This window comes from Neglectibacter timonensis, assembly GCF_900048895.1.
Classification (GTDB): domain Bacteria; phylum Bacillota; class Clostridia; order Oscillospirales; family Acutalibacteraceae; genus Acutalibacter; species Acutalibacter timonensis.
The window spans coordinates 345,789-364,308 of record NZ_LT160640.1 but is presented as its reverse complement, the minus strand read 5'-3'; the positions used below and the strand labels follow the sequence as shown (position 1 = coordinate 364,308).

Genomic DNA, 18,520 nt, shown 5'->3' with positions numbered 1-18,520 from the left:
CTGACCATTCCTTTCTCTTTTTAGGGCCGCTTTCTTATTCCGGAGCAGAGTCCAGGAAAACCCACTCCTGCTGCCGCCTGGAATAAAATGCTGTTTGAAAGGCTTCTTTCAAACTTCTCCCCGGTTTGATTTCATTAAGTTTGCCCGGAATCCCTGCATTGAGGAGCAGCATGAGGTTTTTGGGCATTGCTTTAAATATAGCAAAATCACGCAGCATTATAGTTCTATTTTGGAATTATACGCGAAAGAATGACAATTTTTTATCAGAAAAAAGTACCGTTTCTGTAAATAATTATCATGATATCGATATCGTAAATACCAAATACCCCAACCAGCTTCAGAGCAGTTCCTCTGCTGGCGTGCGGCGTCTGCCCTTACTTTCATCCCAGCCGGCTCCGCAGCTTTTTCAGAACAGCCGCCGTACTCCTGTCTTCCAACTGCAGAAAGCCGGGCTCATCTGCAAGAGTCTCCAGATAGTGAGAGTCGGAATCCCGAAGGATCAGCAGTCCGGAAAGCTCAGGATGTTCCTGCCGGTAGGCTTCCATATCACAGCCCCGGGTCACCTCTGCCGCGGTAAAGCCAGCCTCCGGAGGGATTGCCCCCAAAGAAGCGATAACGCTGTAGGAATCCCGGTCCACATGAGCGGGAAAAGCTGTTCCGCCGTACTGTTCTGTCAGATTCAGAACCTCGTTTATCCCCACAAAGGAGGAGACCAGCAGCAGGTTTTCTTCCAGCCCCAGCAGTTGATCCTCTTCATCCAGGATACGCTGCTCCCCAAAAATTTCCGGCTTGTTCTTTACGTGGGGCATATGCGCCATGATGTAATCCCCAAATTCCAGCGCGCCGGAAATTGTTTCAAACAGGCATACCACATGAGCCTCCTCTGCAGTGCACAGCTCCATTCCGGGAATCACCAGTATACCGGCCTCCTCCCCCGCTCTGACTGCGGCAGGGGTATTCCGGCAGGTATTATGGTCTGTCAGGGCGATAATCTCGCAGCCTGAAAGAGCCGCCATATTTACCAAATTGTTCGGCGTCATATCGTCGCTGCCGCAGGGAGACAGGCAGGAATGGATATGAAAATCACAGCGGTACTCTCTATTGCCCGAGCTTTTCATAAACCTGCACCGCAGTTTCATATGTATTCTCGGCGCAGGTATAGACGGGGATCCCCTGCTGTTCTGCTTTGACCGCCGCCTCGGCGTCCAAAGCAGCACTCTCCGTCAGGACAATTGCTGAAACTTCCGTCAGGGTGGCCACTGCAACCGCATTTACATTCCCCATCACAGTCAGCCATACATTTCCCGCTTGGGCCCGTGCCATCACCCAGCTCAGCAAATCCCCGACGTAACAGCCGTCCACCTCATTTCCTGTACCCTTCTCCCCTGCAAGCAGCTTCCACCCGCAGGTCTGGGCCATCTCGCCGATCTGCATTTCAAATGCCCCCCTTTTCAATCCTTATCCTTCGGCAGCAGCGGAACGCCGCACTCCAGTTCGGAGAGGGTGTTCGCCACCTGCTGCATCTGCTTGCGGTAGACAAAAATGCACTCCGCCTTCCGGCTCATGCCCTTCACCACGTCCTCGGCAAAAGCCCGGCAGGTAGGAGCCCCACAGGCGCCGCAGTCCAACCCGGGAAACTCCTTTTCAATCTCATCGATCCTGGCCATCATTTGCATGGCTTCCTTCAGATCGCTGGAAAGGGTGAGCACATCGGAAAATTCCAGATTCGTATTCCACTCCATCACTTCCGGGACGGGTCCACCCCGGAGATGGTTCTGAGAGACGGGGAGATACTTGCGCAGCCGCTGAATCCTGGCTTTTGCCACATAGGGATTTTCCACACAAAGCACTCCGCCCACACAGCCGCCCGCACAGGCGTTTAGTTCGATGAAATCCAATTCCCCGATGCGCTCGTCCTCAATCTCCTCCAGTACGCGAATCACGTTTTCAATGCCGTCCGCCGCCAGGTATTTCTCGTTGAGAAGCGCTGCAGATTCCCCGCCGCTGGTCGACCATCCCACTCCAATGATGCCGGAATTGGCGATGGGCTCTATGCTCTCCAGGTGGTCCATGACATGAGAGAGTTCTGGAAACACCTCGCTGATGGCAATGGCTCCGTCCACCATGGATTTTTCGATGCCCAGGGGCATCTTGATATCCGTCACCTTTGCAGGGCAGGGAGTCAGAAAAAAGCAGCCTATTTTGTCTGCAGGAAGTCCCGTCTTTTCCGCCGCTTCCTTTTTGGCGATAGCGGCGGCTGTCTCCATCGGGGATTTCAGCGGCAGCACATGCTCGCACAAATCCGGGAAACGCACCCGGATCAAACGTACTACCGCCGGGCAGGCCGAGCTGATCACCGGCCGCTTCAGTTCCCCTTCTTCCATCAGTTTCCTGGTGGCTTCGCTCACAAGCTCGGCGGCGCGGGAAACCTCAAAGATGTCGTCAAACCCCATTTCTTTCAGTCCGGTCAGAACATAATCAATATCATCCAGATTGTTGAACTGCCCGTACAGGGACGGTGCGGGCAACGCAATATTGTATTCAAATTCGCTGAGTTTCGAAAGATGCGTAAAGCGCGCCCGTTTGGCATGATGCGGACAGATGCGGATGCATTCTCCGCAGTCGATGCATCGTTCAGAGGCGATCACCGCTTTGCCGCCCCGCACCCGGATCGCCTCCGTAGGGCAGCGTTTGATGCAGTTGGTGCACCCCACGCATTTTGTTTCATCCAGCGTCACCGAATGGTAAAATTCAGTCACAGCTATGTACCTCTTCCTTCCATCACTGATCACCGCGCCCTACCAGGCGCTAACCCCTGCAGCCTTTCTTTCCGAAGGCCCGGGAATGCAGCAGAAGCCTCACTGCTTCCTGCCGGGAACCACCGTCATGCGAACTGTGGTGCCTTCCCCTACAACGGATTCGACCACCATCTCATCCGTGTATTTTTTCATATTAGGCAGCCCCATCCCGGCCCCGAAGCCCAGCGCCCGTACATTATCAGGCGCTGTAGACCACCCCGCTTGCATGGCCTGATCCACATCCTCGATGCCGGGACCGTGGTCGGCAAGCACAATTTCCACCCGGTCCGGGTCAATATCCACGACAGCCTCGCCGCCACCCGCATGAATCACCATGTTAATCTCTCCCTCGTACATGGCAATTGCCACCCGGCGCGTGGCGTCCGGCTCATATCCCAGCTTTTTCAATTTGTGCTTGACATCTCCTGACGCCTCGCCTGCCCGGGTAAAATCATCTCCTGGAACCTGATAATTCAGGTGAAGCATACTCATGAGATATCACAACCTCCCCGCAAGCCGTTTGAATACAGCAGCCCGCAGGCTGTAAACATCCGATAGGGCGTGGCCAGCACAGTAATATCCTTCTGCCTCGCCAGTTCTACCACAGCGGGGTCGATGGTCTTGCCCCGTACAAAAATAATGCAGTGCATATCCATCATTTCAGCCGTACGTACCACCTGAGGATTCATCAGGCCGGTCAGCAGCACCGACTGGTCCTTGACAAAAGCCAGCACATCGCTCATCATATCGCTGCCGCAAGCTGTTTTGACCTCCTCTTCCAAATTGCCCTCATTGAGTACCTGAGCCTTCAGAATGCCAATGATTTCGTTAACCTTCATAGAAGTTCCTCCTGCCAGTTTGATGGGATTTATGGAATCTAAAAAAACAACCCATAGTGCTTATCATTCCATTCTAGTTGATTATACCACAATCCAGTTTTTAAAAGCAAATAATTTCAGATATCCTGCGCAAAGTTCTCTATCTCGAAACAGTTGTTCGCCAAAGCTTTCCACTTTTTTGCTGCATTCTCAGTTTTTTGCTTGCTTTTCGGTGTACTACCAGATATAATAAGTAAAATTGCTTTATCCATTTACACTAATAAAATACCAAAATTACCGGGAGGTTATGAACATGTCACGCGTGTACAATTTTTCCGCCGGGCCGTCTATGTTGCCCGAATCCGTCCTGAAAAAAGCCTCTGCCGAGATGCTGGATTATGAAGGCAGCGGCCAGTCCGTCATGGAGATGTCGCACCGTTCCAAGGTGTACGACGCTATCATCAAAGGCGCTGAAAGTACGCTGCGCCAAGTGATGGGCATTCCGGATAATTATAAGGTATTATTCCTGCAGGGCGGCGCCTCCTCTCAGTTCGCTGCAGTCCCTATGAACCTGATGACTAAATCCCACAAGGCGGATTATGTGCTCTCCGGCCAGTTTTCCACAAAAGCCTACAAAGAGGGCAGCCGGTATGGAGACTGCAAGGCGGTCGCTTCTTCCAAAGAAGATAATTTCTCTCACATCCCTTCGCTGGATCAAAATGAGTTCCGCCCCGATGCCGATTATTTCCACATCTGCCTGAACAATACAATTTACGGCACGGTCTGGAACGAATTGCCGGATACCGGGGAAGTGCCGTTGGTGGCGGATATCTCCTCCTGCATCCTCAGCCGTCCCATCAACGTTTCAAAGTTCGGCCTGCTCTATGCCGGCGCCCAGAAAAATGTAGCCCCTGCCGGCCTCACCATTGTAATTGTCCGGGAGGATTTGCTGGGTGAACCACAGGAAGGCACCCCTACCATGTTCAACTATAAGGTCATGGCGGAAAACGAATCCATGTACAACACTCCCCCCTGCTGGCCCATCTACATCTGCAAACTTGTTTTGGAATGGATCCGTGATGAAATTGGCGGGCTTGAGAAAATGGAAGAACGCAACGTACGCAAAGCCCAGGTGCTCTATGATTTTCTGGATTCTTCCAAACTGTTCAAGGGCTGCGCAGCGCCGGACAGCCGTTCCATCATGAATGCGACCTTCGTCACTGGAGATCCTGACTTAGACGCAAAGTTCGTCAAGGAAAGCACCGCGGCCGGATTTGTCAATCTGAAGGGCCACCGCAGTGTGGGAGGCATGCGGGCTTCCATCTATAACGCCATGCCACCCGAGGGCGTTGCCAGTCTGGTGGACTTCATGAGGAAATTTGAAGCGGAAAACGCATAGGCAGCTTTACTGTACTTAATCCCGGCGGAAGCCGCTGCATCTGAATATTTGGAAAGGATGATGTTTTATGTATAAGATCCTCTGCCTCAATAAAATCAGCCCTGTGGGAACCAAACGTTTCGGTGAGAAGTACACCTTTTCTCCTGAAGTGCAGGAACCGGACGGCATCCTGGTCCGTTCCGCCTCCATGCACGACATGGAACTGGGTGAAAACCTGCTGGCTATTGCCCGAGCAGGCGCGGGTGTAAACAACATCCCTGTGAACCAATGCATCGAGAACGGCGTGGTGGTATTCAACACCCCCGGCGCCAATGCCAACGCCGTAAAAGAGCTGGTACTCTGCTCGCTGTTCCTCACCTCCCGGAAAATAGTTTCCTCCATTGACTGGGCAAAAACCCTGAAGGGCAAGGGAGATGAAGTGAGCAAGCTGGTAGAGAAGGGAAAATCCGCTTTCACGGGTCCCGAAATCCAGGGAAAAACCCTGGGTGTCATTGGTCTGGGCGCTATCGGCATTCTGGTTGCCAACGCGGCCAAATCCCTGGGAATGACTGTGTATGGCTACGACCCCTTCCTCTCTGTGGATTCTGCCTGGAACCTCTCCCGTTCCGTCAACCACGCTCAGTCTCTGGATGAAATATTTGCAACCTGCGATTACATTACGCTCCATGTTCCTCTTACCCCGGAAACCAAGAATCTGGTAGGCACCGCCTCCCTGCAAAAGATGAAGGACGGCGTCCGTATCCTGAATTTCGCCCGTGGAGATTTGGTGGATTCCGATGCGATGCTGGAGGCGCTGCAAAAAGGCAAGGTTTCCGCCTATGCCACCGATTTTCCTGACGACAAGCTTCTCTGTGCGGAAAATGTGATTGCGATTCCTCATCTGGGAGCTTCTACGCCGGAGAGCGAGGATAACTGCGCGGAAATGGCTGTTGATGAGCTGAAAGAATATTTGGAAGACGGAAACATCCGCAATTCTGTAAATATGCCCGCCATCTCCATGGCGAGAGAACCGGGTACCAAGCGAATCTGTATCATTCACAAGAACGTACCTAACACCATTGGCCTGTTTACCTCTACCTGTGGTGATGCGGGCATTAACATTGAAAATATGCAGAGCAAATCCCGCGGGGAATATGCCTATACCATTCTGGATGTTTCCGGTGAGGTCACTGCAGATGCAGTCTCCGCATTGGAAAACCTGGAGGCTATTATCCGAGTACGTACCATTGTCTGAGCTTTGTTTACAAAAAACACCAAGACCGGCTGGCATCTCCAGCCGGTCTTTTTTTGCCTTACTCTCCACAGCATAAAAGGCCCCTGCCGGCTTAAATAAACCTGCAGGGGCCTTTCTGGAGTAAAAACCGGAAAAATTCCGCACTTATTCTTCCGGCTTATTTTCGGGATTCTCTTCCTGTTCCGCAGCGGAAGACTCTGCCCCCGTCGGAGCTTCTGGAACTCCCGGGACAAGAGGAGTATTCTCGGGCTCCGACAGAACGGATGGCGACTGCAACGGCTGCTGGTAGGCCGGCTGCTGAGGCGGGACCGAAGACGCGCTTTCAGGGGCCGACGGATAGAACTGCTGCACAGGAGCCTGACCATATCCATAGGGCTGGTAGGCGTTCTGTGGAGGCTGCGCATAGACCGGCTGCACCGGAGGATACAACAGCATGGTCATTCTGTTCCTGCATTCGCTGAGCAGACGGGCAGTCAAGATCATCCCCGCAGCGCCAACCAAGGATCCCACGCCGGCAATCGGAGAGGAAAACAGGGAGAACAGACCGCCGATACCGGCAATAATGCCGAATACATAGTTCATCACGATCAAATACCGTGGGATTCGGTTATCCGGCATACCGGTATGTACCACATTCTTCATACGGTTGACCGTCTTAAGAACACAGATATCATAGATCAAGTAGAGCACCAACGCCATAATCACAACGACAGCCAGGATGCCCAACAGTACGCTTGCCCCGGCAAGCAAAACCTCAGGATCCCCATAACCATAACTGTAAAAATGGTAGGATCCGGCGTTGGAAGAACCCATATTTGCCAGCACGGCAATAAACAAGACTACGAAAAAAAGCGCAGCTAAAATGCCAAGACAGCACCCCACCAAGGAAATGACGGCCATCACCTTCCAGATGGTCATTCCCGCTGTCGAGACACCTCCGGTTGCCGTGCCGCGGGAAGAAGAGAAGTGCAGCCACAGAGCCGTTGCAATCAAAATTCCAGGCACTGATGAAAAAATTGCCCCCAAAACCGCACTAAGGGCATTCTGATTTGCAAAAGGGTATAGCAAACTGGGGTCAATACCGTAATCATAGGCAGAATAGATCAGGTTTTCCAGAGTGCTGTCTGCAGTGATCGCTGTGACGACGCTGAACAGTACGGACACAGAATACAAAATTGCAAGCACCAGAAACTGGGTAGACGAACCGACCGTCTTAATGACATTGACCGCCGGATTGGACGAGAGCAGCGGCGTGCTGCCCATGCAGGGACACTGTGTGCCGTCCGGCACAGTCCTGCCGCAGTTGGGACAAATCATACCTTCATACCTCCAAGCTACAAGCATTCCAAATTTTTGAATCTGCCTTGCATACATATTACACGAAACCCAGAAAAAATGCAAACTATTCTCACTGCCGCCCAAGTTTTTTTTGATGTTTTTCTTCCTTTTCACGCACGGAAAAACATAAGGTAAACGAAGCCTGTCTTCCGGGAAACTTTCCTGTCCATTTTTTCCGAATGACCACCTCGTTTCTGGAAGGGAACTCCCTCGAAAAATTCTTCCATTCAGTTTTTTCTATGGACAGAAAGTGGAAACCGTGGTATATTATGTAAAGTTCTGTCGTAAGATAAAGTCTTGTCGTAAGAGGAGGAATGGCAAATGAAGAAGAAACAGGGCTTCCGGTTTCTGGCCGGATTTCTTTGCTGTGTACTGCTGGTATGCGGAATAACGCTCCCAGCTTCAGCCGCTCAGTTTTCGGACGTTCCATATGGAGAATGGTTTTCAGAAAGCGTATACGATTTGGTGGACCAGGGTATTGTCAACGGTAAAACCCCTACCACTTTCAAGCCCTATGACAAACTGACCCGCGCAGAATTTGTCACAATGTTGGCGAAAACTGTGCTCACAAAGAGCGAAGTCGACCAATACCGATTCAAAGGGAGCTTCCGGGATGTATTTCCCTCCCAATGGTATAATCCTTATGTCAATTGGGCTTCGGAAGCGGGCGTAGTCAACGGCTATGAGGACAAAACCTTTCGGCCGGAACAGTATGTGACCTGAGAAGAACTTGCGAGAATGGTCACAAACTTTGCCAGGGCTACCGGACGACAGATGACCCCCGATACCACGGAAATAAATTTCACAGATAAGGCTAAAATTTCCAATTTTGCCAAAGCCAGCGTATCCCTCTGCCAGCGCTGCGGTATCATCAACGGCTATGAAGACGGTTTTGAAAGCGTTATCCAGAAGGTCTCCGCAAACAAATGGCCCAGCAGCAGCACCGACGCCGCCCGCCTGGTCTTCACCAGGGACTGGGGGCATACGCTGTGCTTCGACGCAAAAGACGCCGTAACGGTGGACAGCGAAGGATTTATCACCTCTGTCGCAGCAGACAAAGACGTCGCAATTCCCTCCCTAGATGAGGGGTACGTGCTGGCCCAGCGTTCCCGCCGCCAGTATGAAGGAGATTTCTTTGATTCCTGCCAGGTAGGCGATCGCATTTCTCTGGATTTAAACTACGACGGTTCTTCCACGCAAGATATTATGCTGTCTGTTGCAGCCGGCCCTAGGCTTGTGAAAAACGGTCAGGTATACGGCGGCCTGAACACCTACATTTCCGAGGGCTTCTCAGACCCGAACATCACCACCTATACTGCACTGCGCATGTGTATCGGCATCAAACCGGACGGGAACCTGCTTATTGCCACCGCTACCTGCACACTGCAGGAGCTTTCCTCCATTCTAGTGAAACTGGGCTGCTCGGATGGAATCAATTTGGACGGCGGCGGATCCGCCACCCTTTATGTGGGCGGACAATGGCTATGCGGCCCACAGTCCCGCAAGTTGAATAATATGATTGTCTTTCAATAAGAAGCAACAGAAAAAAAGGAACGAAAGTGCAGCTAGCTGCATTTCCGTTCCTTTTTTGTATCCACAGTATCTATCCCAAATAGATTAATGATAGACAGCCACAATATCCAGATTCTCATCCAACACCAGCAGATCGGCACGCTTCCCAGGTTCGATACTGCCAATCTCCCCATCCATTCCAATTACCTTGGCCGGAGTCAGAGTGGCTGCTTTTACAGCGTGCTCCAGAGGAATGCCGAAGCTGACCAGATTTTTGACCTCTTCATGGAGGTTGGTCACAGAACCCGCAATCGTTCCGTCAGAAAGGGTGGCCTTGCCGTCCTTTACGGTGACCAACTGGCCGCCCAGATCAAAGCTTTCCCCATCTGCCATGCCATTTCCCCGCATGGAATCACTGACCACCACAGCCCTGTCTCCAAGAACGCGGAAGGCTGTCCGCAGCACTGCAGGATGCAGATGAAATCCATCACAGATCAGCTCCGCCGTTACCCTTTCATCATCAAACACGGCGCCCACCACCCCGGGGGCACGGTGAGAAAGGCCGGGCATTGCATTGAACAGATGGGTGGCATGGGTTACGCCGCAGTCAAAGGCGTGTTTTGCCTCCTCGTAACTCGCCGTAGTGTGCGCGATGGAAACCGTGCACTGCGCTTTAGCCTGTTCAGCAAATTCATATCCTCCAGGCTGTTCAGGCGCCACCACCACCAGCTTTACAAGGCCGCCGCTCAGCTCATAAAGCTCACGGAACCAGCTGTAGTCCGGCGGCAGAATAGCCTCTTCCAGCTGAGCTCCCTTTTTCTCTTTGGCAATAAAAGGTCCCTCCATGTGGATTCCGACTATCCGGGCGCCATCCTCCACCGGCTGCTCTGCGCAGGCTTTAGCGGCAAGCAAAGCCCGTTCTACTGTAGCCCGGCCTGTGGTCATCGTGGTAGGACAGAAAGAAGTAACCCCCTTCTGCAGCAAAAATCTGGCCATATTGTCAATATCTTCCCGAGTTCCATCACAGGTATCGGTACCCGCACAGCCGTGGATATGGATATCCACAAAGCCGGGTATAATGGTATATCCGGAACAGTCAACAGCCAGTTCATCTTCCGGGAAAGAGAGATTCTCCCCCACCCGCAGAAGCCGCCCGTCTTCGATTTCGATATCTCCCGTCTTCCATTGAAAATTCCCATCAAGATAATTCGCACGAACCAACAACATGTTAGACATCCCCTTTTCAGAGCTGTACGTCCTTTTCCTTGTCTACCGGCACTCCACCTGGCCGCTTTCGCACCATTCTGTCAAAGTTAACTTTATAAAATAGCATTGAGCAGGAGCATCAGAGTGACGCCGGGAATTCCCAATACCCCGGAAACCAGCACACTCAGCCGGCTCACCGGCAGAAACACACCTGTATACGGGCCGCAGAGATTGACCAGCGCCATTGCCACAAAGCCCAGAACTGCAGAGAATAAAAAGCCTTTCATGAAGTCACGTCCCCTTCTCCTTTTGATCATACCTATGAAAAGGGGACGAACTCTATGCCTCCTGAGGTACGAAATCGATGCGGCCGGTAGCCACATCTGCAGCGGCTACAATGATCCCAAGCTCTTCTCCTACGGTCAGGGTCAGACCTGAGCGCCGGTCCATGTGTGTGATTTCTCCATCAAACTCAAAATCACAATCCGGAAAATCATTGAGGCTGACAAAGCCCTCAGCGTTATTGGGGAGTTTTACAAAGATGCCGCGGGGTGTTGCGCCGCTGATAATCCCCACATGGCGCTCCCCTAAGTGAGCGCACATATATTCCGCCATGTAACAATCCTCAGCCGCCCGTTCCCCTGTGACTGCCCGCACCTCGTTCTTGGAGGATTCCTCTGCAGACTCCGCAGCAAACGCCGCATAACGGTGCGCTATCTCCGCAGGGTCCGAACCGCTGACCAGATCGGTCAGGATCCGGTGGATCGAGGTATCGGGATATCGGCGGATAGGAGAAGTGTAGTGGCTGTAATCGGGAAGAGCCAGTCCAAAATGTCCTACTTCCCGGTCAGAATAACGCGCCTTCTCCATAGTACGCAGGATACGCTGGGAAACCAGCGCCTCTTTTGGCGTTCCTTTTGCCCGGTTGAGCACCGCTGCAAAGTCCTTTGCAGTGGGATTTCCTTTTTTCAGTTCGCCGCAGGGAACTCCCAGGCGGTCCAGCAAATCGCACAGCTCAATTACCCGGTCTGGCTGGGGCTTTTCATGAGTGCGGTATAAAAACGGAATTTCCGCCTCTTGGGCCACCTTAGCCGCTGCGATATTGGCCGCAATCATCATCTGCTCGATCAGGGCCTCTGATTCCCCCGTTGTTCTGGGAAGAATATCGATACAGACTCCCTTTTCGTCCAGCACAAATTTGGTCTCGCCGCTTTCCAGTTCCATCTCGCCCCGCTCCACAGCCTTTTTCTTCAAAAGGTCCGCCAGCTCCTTGGCATTTTTCAAACTGGTTTTCACCGGTGCATATTTTTTCAGCAAGTCCTTGGAAGCAGTGCCTGCCAATATTTCATTGACCTCCCGGTAGACGCCCCGCACTTTTGAGTTGATCACTGACTTATGAAACTCATATCCGGTCATATTGCCTTCCCGGTCAAAGGAAAGAAGAGCGGAGAACGCCAGCTTCTCAGTTCCTGCGTTCAGGGAGCATACCCCGTTGGAAAGAGCCTCCGGCAGCATGGGAATCACGCGGTCTGCAAAGTATACGGAGGTGCCTCTGCGAAACGCCTCCCGGTCAATGGCACCGCCCGCCTTCACATAGTGGGATACGTCTGCAATATGCACGCCCAGCTTGTAGCCTGCCCGAGTCTTACGGACGGAAATGGCATCATCGAGATCCTTTGCGTCGGCGCTGTCGATGGTGAACACCGGTTCCTCACGCAGATCCAGCCGTTCCCGAAAATCCGCTTCCGTAATCGCAGCACGGGATACCTGCTCTGCCTCCGCCATCACCTCCGGTGGAAATTCCTTGGGAATCCCGCAGCGCTCGATGATGGCGTCAGAACACACTCTGGCACTGCTGCCGCTGCCGAATACGGATTTTACTTCAGCGAAGACCCAATCGCCTCTGCCGTCCGCCTGGGGCCGGATCAGCACCTTGTCTCCATCCCTGGCTCCATTGAGATCAGCCGGCCGTACCTTCAGATCATAGCGTACCGGGCCGTCAGGAGTGACTCTGGCTCCGCCTGGATCCAGATGAACAGTTCCAGTCACAGAACCGGATGCGCGGGCAACAATCCGCTTAACCCGGCCGCTGGGGCCCTTTTCCCGCTGCTGGATATCTGACAGCACCAGCTCATCTCCCACAAAAGCGCCCTTCAAGGCACTACCGGGAATAAAGATATCTCCAGTGCCGTTTTTCGGGCGGGCAAAACCAAACTTTTCCGAAAGAGAAACAAGCTGTGCCTCTATATCGCCGCTGTCCGGAACCAAAGTAACCCAATGGTCCTTGTCCACCTTCACCTCTCCGGCCTCTTTCAGCGATCTAAGCGCCTCATAAAAAGCATTTTTGTTCATAACCCCCGCCTCGCGCATCAAGGCGCGGGAGGGAACGCCGTCCCCACCACCGCAGCGCCGCAGCGCAGTCAGAATCAACTTCTGCTCCGGTGTATGAACATCTCTTGCAGCAGGACGCTGTCTGACGCCCCCTGCTGCCGGGCGGGCCCCTTTATGGCCGGTATTTTTGTTTTCTCTGTAATTTCCTTGTTTTTTTCGTTCCATTCTCTCTGCTTTCCCGGGGAATCCCCCGTGTTACCGGAGTTCGTTTACGAGCTCCTTAAAATGTCTTCCCCGCACCTCGAAATTCGGGTACAAATCAAAGGCCGCAGAAGCCGGCGACAGGGATACCACATCTCCAGCCTGTGCCTCGCTGCGGGCGGCGTCAACCGCCTCTTCCATATTCTTCACTCTAAGAATTTTGGGACTTCCCTCCTGATATCCCGGCGCATTGCGCACCGCTTCTTCAATCTTCGGGCCGGTGCTACCCATAACGACCAGAGTTTTAACCCTGTCGCATATCACCGGGCCAAGGGGATCATAAGGAATCTGTTTATCATAACCCCCGCAGATGAGGATTATTTTTTTGTCAAAGAGAGAAAGCGTGCCTGAAATCGTACGTGTGGGGGAACTGGCAATAGAATCGTTATAATATTTCACACCCTCAAACTCACGAACCAACTCCGTCCGATGCTCCACACCGCCGAACTCAGCGGCTACTTTCCGGATATTCTCAGGAGACACCTCACCCCACACCGCACCGATGGCGGCCATATAATCCTCCACGATATGCCAGCCGGGAAGCTTAATGTCCCTGACGGCAAGCGCCTCTTCCCCGTTTACATAAATTTTCTCTCCGTCACACCAGACGCCGCGCCGCAAATTTTCCCGTCTGCTGAAGAGCCACGTATCTCCGCGGGTTTCCGGCGCAAAATCTGCTGTAATCGCATTGTCTGCATTGAGCACAGTACGGGAAAAAGCATTTTGATGCAGAAAAATATTTTTCTTGGCGTCGATATATTCCTGCATATCCTTATGCATATCCAGGTGATTGGGGGTGAGATTGGTTACAACCGCCACATTGGGGCTTTCCCTCATGGAAATAAGCTGAAAGCTGGAAAGCTCCACTACGGCGCAGTCCGTCTCCTGAATCGATTCTATTTCCGGCAGAAGAGGCTTCCCGATATTTCCTCCCAAATGCACTTGTTTCCCCTGGGCTTTCAAAAACTCTGCTATTATGGTGGTGGTGGTGGTCTTTCCATCACTGCCCGTCACCCCATATATTTTGCAGGGACAAAGCTCAAAAAACACCTCCATCTCACTGGTCACCGCGCTGCCGCGCTTGCGCGCTTCGGCAAGTTCCGGCAGAGTGTACCGCATACCCGGCGTCCGAAAAATGAGATTCTCCTCCAAATGATCCAGATAACCTTCCCCCAGAATCAGCTTGATCCCAAGCGCTTTCAGCTTCTCCCCGTTTTCCCCCAGCTCCTCAAAACTGCGCTTATCCCTGGCGGATACCAGCGCTCCTTTTTTTTGAAACAGCTCCATGAGTGGCATGTGGCTTCTTCCTATGCCGCAGAAGGTCACCGTTTTCCCGGAAAGATACTGAAAAAAATGATCTTTATTCAACTCTAAGCACTCCTGTCCATGAGAAAATCGTCAGGCATTGTCAACAACCCTGTCGTCTGCATAGCTGTTATAAAGATGGTAATAAATTCCCTTTTTGGCCATCAGTTCCTGATGAGTTCCTTTTTCTTCAATTCCCCTGTGCGTCAGCACCAAAATAACTGTGGCGTTCTTTATGGTAGTGAGACGGTGGGCGATGGTAAAGGTAGTGCGCCCTTTGGAAAGTTTTTCCAAAGACGCCTGCACGATCTTTTCACTTTCGTTGTCCAACGCAGATGTTGCCTCATCCAGAATCATAATAGGCGGATTCTTCAAAAATGCACGGGCAATACTGATGCGCTGTTTCTGGCCACCTGAAAGCTTTACGCCGCGTTCTCCCACATAAGTATCATACCCATTGAGCAGCCCCATAATAAATTCATGGGCGCCCGCCTGTTTCGCGGCCTCTACCACCTCTTCCCTGCTGGCGCCGGGCCTGCCGTATTCAATATTCTGGAACACGGTACCGGAGAACAGGTACACATCCTGCTGCACAAAACCGATCTGAGAACGAAGTGAATTGAGGGTGACATTGCGGATATCCTGACCATCGATCAGAATACGGCCTTCCGTGACATCGTAGAACCGGGGAATCAGATTGCACAGCGTGGTTTTTCCTCCTCCGGAGGGACCTACAAGCGCCACATTCTCTCCTGCTTTCACAGAGAGATTGATTTCGGAAAGCACTTGCTTCCCATCGTCGGAGTAACTGAACCCTACGTTTTCGAAGTTGATATCCCCACGGTTCACCTTCAGCTCTCTGGCGTCCGGCTCATCAAAGATATCCACGTCTGCATCCATAACCTGGAAGAAACGCTCGATGCCGGTCATACCGCGCTGAAACTGCTCTGCAAACTGCACCAGTTGCCGCACAGAGCTGATCAAAGTGCCCACATACATCATGTAAGCCACCAGATCCGCCGGCTGAATCTGCCCGTTTATCATAAATACGGCGCCCACAACCAGCACCAATATATTCATCAAGCCGTCGAACATCCGGTTAGAGGCGTCAAAGCCGCCCATATAGAGATAACTCTTCTTTTTGATGTCGAAAAAGGTTTCATTGCCGCGCTCGAACTTTTCCGTCTCCAAATCCTCGTTGGCAAAGGATTTGACTACCCGGACCCCCAGAAGACTGTCTTCCACCTGGGCGTTGATCTCGCCGATCTGTACGCGTTGGCGGCGGAACTGCTCCCGCATCTTCAGGTTGAAGAAAGCAGCCACCAGCAGCATAAAGGGTACCACGGAAAACACGATGAGCGTCAGCCAGACGTTCACACCGCAAAGAATGGTAAAGGATCCAACAATTTTTATAGCGGAAATAAAAATTTCTTCCGGGCAGTGATGGGCAAATTCCGTCACATCAAACAGGTCCGAGGTAATGCGGGACATAATCTGCCCAATCTTTGTATTGTCGAAATAGGTGAAAGAAAGCTTCTGTAAATGCCGGAACAGGTCTGAACGCATATCGGTCTCAATTTTCGTGCCCATAATGTGGCCGATAGAGGCCATAAAAAAATTGGCTGCCGCGTCCACCAGCCGCAGGAACAGGTAGAGCACACCAATCTTCAGAATGATTTCCAATGTCAGCGACGCCAGGTCGTTGATTCCCGCATTGGTGACAAAACGCACCAGCATCGGCAGCACCAGTTCACACACGGTGGTGAGCGCCGCGCAGAACAGATCAAAAACCAATATCCATTTGTACTTTTTGAAATAGGGGACGAACCTGCCGATCAGGCCCTTCTTTTTCTGTTTCTTCGTTTCCTTCATATTTTTGACCGCACCTTTCCAAAACACAACACTTAAGAAAATTATGCCACAAAGTGCAAAGAGAATCAATAGGCCAATCCTCTAACAATTTGTGCCGAAACCAGAAGTTATCGGTCTAATTTCCCGGCCTGGACAGCTTGCAATGAACGTCCACAAGCTTTATAATCAGACTATCGCCGGATCGGTCCGGCGCGAAAGTCCAGCTTTTTAGAAAGGAAGAATGCCGATGCAGATTGTGGTGTTGGATGGCAGAACAACAAATCCGGGAGATATCTCCTGGGAACCTCTAAAGGAGTTGGGCAAGCTCACCGTTTACGATGACACACCCTATGAACTCATCAGAGAGAGGGCCGGCGCCGCCGAAGCCGTCATCATGAACCGTACCATCATGGACCGGGCTATTCTGAAAGAGCTGCCGTGTCTCCGGTTTCTGGGTGCTCTCGCTACCGGTTACAACACCATAGATATCGCCGCTGCGGAGGAGCTGGGTATTACGGTATGCAATGTGCCCCTCTACTGTGCAGAAACGGTGGCACAGCACGCTTTCTCCCTGCTTCTGGCTCTGTGCAACAGGGCGGAGTATTACAGTGAAACCGTGCGTGACGGCGGATGGAAGCGCGCCGAGGAAGAAAGCGCCTTTTCCCCCATGTTCGAGCTCAGCGGAAAGACATTGGGAATATTCGGGTTCGGCGCCATAGGCAGCGCTGTGGCCAGATTGGGATTAGCCTTCGGCATGAAGGTGCTGCTCTGCAGCCGTACCCGGAAGGAAGCCCCCGCAGGCTGCAGCTGGGTCTCTCTCAGGGAGCTGTTTCAGAAAAGCGACGTAGTCTCCATCCACTGCCCGTTAACAGAAGAAACAAGAGGCCTTATCAACAGCTCCCTGCTTTCTCTGATGAAGCCTTCCGCCTTTCTGCTCAACACTTCCCGCGGCGCCGTTGTGGCAGAAGCGGATCTGGCCGAAGCCTTGAATACAGGACGGCTGGCCGGCGCAGGAATGGACGTCCTTTCTCAGGAGCCGCCCGCCCCGGAACATCCGCTGCTTTCCGCTAAAAACTGTATTATCACACCGCATGTAGCCTGGTCCTCCCGGGAGGCGCGGCAAAGGCTGATTGGTATTGTAGCGGAAAACTTACGCTGTTTTCTGGCCGGCGTACCTCAAAATGTAGTAAAGCAAAAAAGAGATAAAGGAGAAAAACAGTATGAATAATTTTGTCTTTCACACCCCCACTAAAGTTATATTCGGAAAAAACACAGAGTCGGAAGTAGGCAGCCTGGTAAAGGAACAGGGCTGCAGAAAGGTTCTGGTTCACTACGGTGGGCAGAGCGCCAGGAAAAGCGGCCTGTTGGACCGGGTATTCACCTCTCTGCAGGAGGCCGGCATTGCATACACATCTCTTGGCGGCGTTGTACCCAATCCCCGGCTTTCCCTGGTCTATGAAGGAATTGAACTCTGCCGGAAGGAACATGTAGATTTTATTTTAGCCGTCGGCGGGGGCAGCGTCATCGATTCTGCCAAGGCGATCGGCTACGGTATGGCTAACGATTTCGACGTGTGGGATCTCTATGACCGGAAAAACACGGCAAAAGCCTGCCTGCCCATCGGCTGTGTGCTGACAATCGCCGCAGCGGGCAGTGAAATGAGCGATTCCAGCGTCATCACCAAAGAAGAGGGCGGCATTAAACGCGGGTATAACAGTCCTCTGTGCCGCTGCAGATTTGCCGTGATGAACCCTGAGCTCACCTATACGTTGCCCGCCTATCAGACGGCCTGCGGGGCTGTGGACATCATGATGCATACCATGGAGCGCTATTTTGTTCCCGACGACACGCTGGAGCTCACCGACGGCATGGCGGAGGCACTGATCCGCACCGTCATGCACAATGCTCTGATTTTAAAGGGAGAGCCACAGAATTACAAGGCCAGGGCCGAAATCATGTGGGCGGGAAGCTTGGCGCACAACAGCCTGATGAATTGCGGCGGCCCCAATGGGGATTGGGCCTCCCACCAACTGGAGCATGAGTTGGGCGGCATGTTCGATGTGGCGCACGGCGCCGGCCTGGCAGCTGTATGGGGCAGTTGGGCCCGCTATGTCTTTCATGACAAACCGGAACGTTTTGCCCAGTTTGCCAGCCGCATTTTCGATATTGAATGCCATGGAAACGCCAGAGAGACCGCTCTCTTGGGCATTGAAGCCATGGAAGAATTCTATCGCTCCATCGATATGCCCACCACCATCCGGGAGTTGGGTGTTGCACTCACAGAGGAGCAGATTGAAGAGCTGGCAGCAAAATGCGCTTTCGGCGGCCGTACGATCGGCGCTTTCAAGACGCTTAACCAGGAGGACATGGCAGCAATCTACCGAAATGCCAGAGGCTGATGTTTTAAAAGTAATTCAGGCGTACGGGAACCGGGTTTCCGTACGCCTGTTTCATTTCTCGCCGCCCG

18 protein-coding genes are annotated in these 18,520 nt (G+C 52.4%); 6 read left to right on the top strand and 12 right to left on the bottom strand.

Going from position 1 to position 18,520, the window contains the following annotated elements:
- Nucleotides 1-34: 34 nt before the first annotated feature.
- The 6 genes from BN3911_RS10565 to BN3911_RS10540 all read right to left on the bottom strand — a co-directional run bounded on the left by BN3911_RS10565 (nt 35) and on the right by BN3911_RS10540 (nt 3,637).
- Nucleotides 35-217, bottom strand: a complete 183-nt coding sequence (locus tag BN3911_RS10565; RefSeq protein WP_066865238.1) for a hypothetical protein — start codon at nt 215-217, stop codon at nt 35-37.
- A 163-nt stretch (nt 218-380) separates the two neighbouring features.
- The gene (locus BN3911_RS10560; protein ID WP_066865235.1) at nt 381-1,118 is read right to left on the bottom strand and encodes a PHP domain-containing protein; all 738 of its coding nucleotides are present in this window, start codon (nt 1,116-1,118) and stop codon (nt 381-383) included.
- Nucleotides 1,099-1,434 carry a DRTGG domain-containing protein gene (locus tag BN3911_RS10555; RefSeq protein WP_066865230.1) on the bottom strand — a complete coding sequence of 112 codons (336 nt, stop codon included), beginning with the start codon at nt 1,432-1,434 and terminating at the stop codon, nt 1,099-1,101. The genes BN3911_RS10560 and BN3911_RS10555 overlap by 20 nt, the downstream gene beginning before the upstream one ends.
- A gap of 17 nt (nt 1,435-1,451) precedes the next feature.
- Nucleotides 1,452-2,759: a [Fe-Fe] hydrogenase large subunit C-terminal domain-containing protein gene (locus BN3911_RS10550; protein ID WP_242871116.1), complete on the bottom strand. Its 1,308-nt coding sequence runs from the start codon at nt 2,757-2,759 to the stop codon at nt 1,452-1,454.
- 99 nt (nt 2,760-2,858) lie between these two features.
- Complete coding sequence (locus BN3911_RS10545) at nt 2,859-3,290, bottom strand: ATP-binding protein (RefSeq protein WP_066865227.1); 432 nt, start codon at nt 3,288-3,290, stop codon at nt 2,859-2,861.
- Nucleotides 3,287-3,637, bottom strand: a complete 351-nt coding sequence (locus BN3911_RS10540; RefSeq protein ID WP_066865224.1) for a DRTGG domain-containing protein — start codon at nt 3,635-3,637, stop codon at nt 3,287-3,289. Before BN3911_RS10540 ends, BN3911_RS10545 begins: the two co-directional genes overlap by 4 nt.
- Before the next feature lie 292 nt (nt 3,638-3,929).
- Between BN3911_RS10540 and serC the strand changes: the two genes are divergently transcribed.
- A complete protein-coding gene (gene serC / locus BN3911_RS10535; protein WP_066865221.1) occupies nt 3,930-5,015 on the top strand; it encodes a 3-phosphoserine/phosphohydroxythreonine transaminase in 1,086 nt (361 codons plus the stop codon).
- Nucleotides 5,016-5,082: 67 nt separating this feature from the next.
- Nucleotides 5,083-6,249, top strand: coding sequence for a phosphoglycerate dehydrogenase (locus BN3911_RS10530; protein WP_066865218.1), 1,167 nt, complete (start codon nt 5,083-5,085; stop codon nt 6,247-6,249).
- A gap of 144 nt (nt 6,250-6,393) precedes the next feature.
- On the opposite strand, the gene BN3911_RS10525 is transcribed toward BN3911_RS10530, so the two are convergent.
- Nucleotides 6,394-7,566 (bottom strand): V-type ATP synthase subunit I domain-containing protein, encoded by a 1,173-nt coding sequence (locus tag BN3911_RS10525; RefSeq protein WP_147578578.1) that lies wholly within the window; start codon nt 7,564-7,566, stop codon nt 6,394-6,396.
- A gap of 342 nt (nt 7,567-7,908) precedes the next feature.
- Between BN3911_RS10525 and BN3911_RS10520 the strand changes: the two genes are divergently transcribed.
- Nucleotides 7,909-8,310, top strand: a complete 402-nt coding sequence (locus BN3911_RS10520; RefSeq protein ID WP_066865213.1) for an S-layer homology domain-containing protein — start codon at nt 7,909-7,911, stop codon at nt 8,308-8,310.
- A gap of 15 nt (nt 8,311-8,325) precedes the next feature.
- Nucleotides 8,326-9,120 carry a phosphodiester glycosidase family protein gene (locus BN3911_RS10515; protein WP_066865210.1) on the top strand — a complete coding sequence of 265 codons (795 nt, stop codon included), beginning with the start codon at nt 8,326-8,328 and terminating at the stop codon, nt 9,118-9,120.
- A gap of 84 nt (nt 9,121-9,204) precedes the next feature.
- On the opposite strand, the gene nagA is transcribed toward BN3911_RS10515, so the two are convergent.
- The 5 genes from nagA to BN3911_RS10495 form a co-directional block, all read right to left on the bottom strand.
- Entirely contained in the window at nt 9,205-10,326 is a 1,122-nt protein-coding gene (gene nagA, locus BN3911_RS10510) for an N-acetylglucosamine-6-phosphate deacetylase (protein WP_066865207.1), read from the bottom strand.
- Between the two features lie 92 nt (nt 10,327-10,418).
- Nucleotides 10,419-10,592 (bottom strand): pro-sigmaK processing inhibitor BofA family protein, encoded by a 174-nt coding sequence (locus BN3911_RS16840; RefSeq protein WP_242871115.1) that lies wholly within the window; start codon nt 10,590-10,592, stop codon nt 10,419-10,421.
- Between the two features lie 52 nt (nt 10,593-10,644).
- A complete protein-coding gene (gene rnr, locus BN3911_RS10505; RefSeq protein ID WP_082942237.1) occupies nt 10,645-12,861 on the bottom strand; it encodes a ribonuclease R in 2,217 nt (738 codons plus the stop codon).
- A 30-nt stretch (nt 12,862-12,891) separates the two neighbouring features.
- Nucleotides 12,892-14,223, bottom strand: coding sequence for a UDP-N-acetylmuramoyl-L-alanine--D-glutamate ligase (gene murD / locus BN3911_RS10500; protein ID WP_308211526.1), 1,332 nt, complete (start codon nt 14,221-14,223; stop codon nt 12,892-12,894).
- Nucleotides 14,224-14,295: 72 nt separating this feature from the next.
- Nucleotides 14,296-16,074 (bottom strand): ABC transporter ATP-binding protein, encoded by a 1,779-nt coding sequence (locus BN3911_RS10495; RefSeq protein ID WP_066865201.1) that lies wholly within the window; start codon nt 16,072-16,074, stop codon nt 14,296-14,298.
- A gap of 226 nt (nt 16,075-16,300) precedes the next feature.
- Here BN3911_RS10495 and BN3911_RS10490 point away from each other — a divergent pair, with 226 nt between their 5' ends.
- Nucleotides 16,301-17,281, top strand: a complete 981-nt coding sequence (locus BN3911_RS10490) for a D-2-hydroxyacid dehydrogenase (RefSeq protein WP_066865198.1) — start codon at nt 16,301-16,303, stop codon at nt 17,279-17,281.
- Nucleotides 17,274-18,452, top strand: a complete 1,179-nt coding sequence (locus tag BN3911_RS10485) for an iron-containing alcohol dehydrogenase (protein WP_066865195.1) — start codon at nt 17,274-17,276, stop codon at nt 18,450-18,452. The genes BN3911_RS10490 and BN3911_RS10485 overlap by 8 nt, the downstream gene beginning before the upstream one ends.
- Nucleotides 18,453-18,520 lie beyond the last annotated feature (68 nt).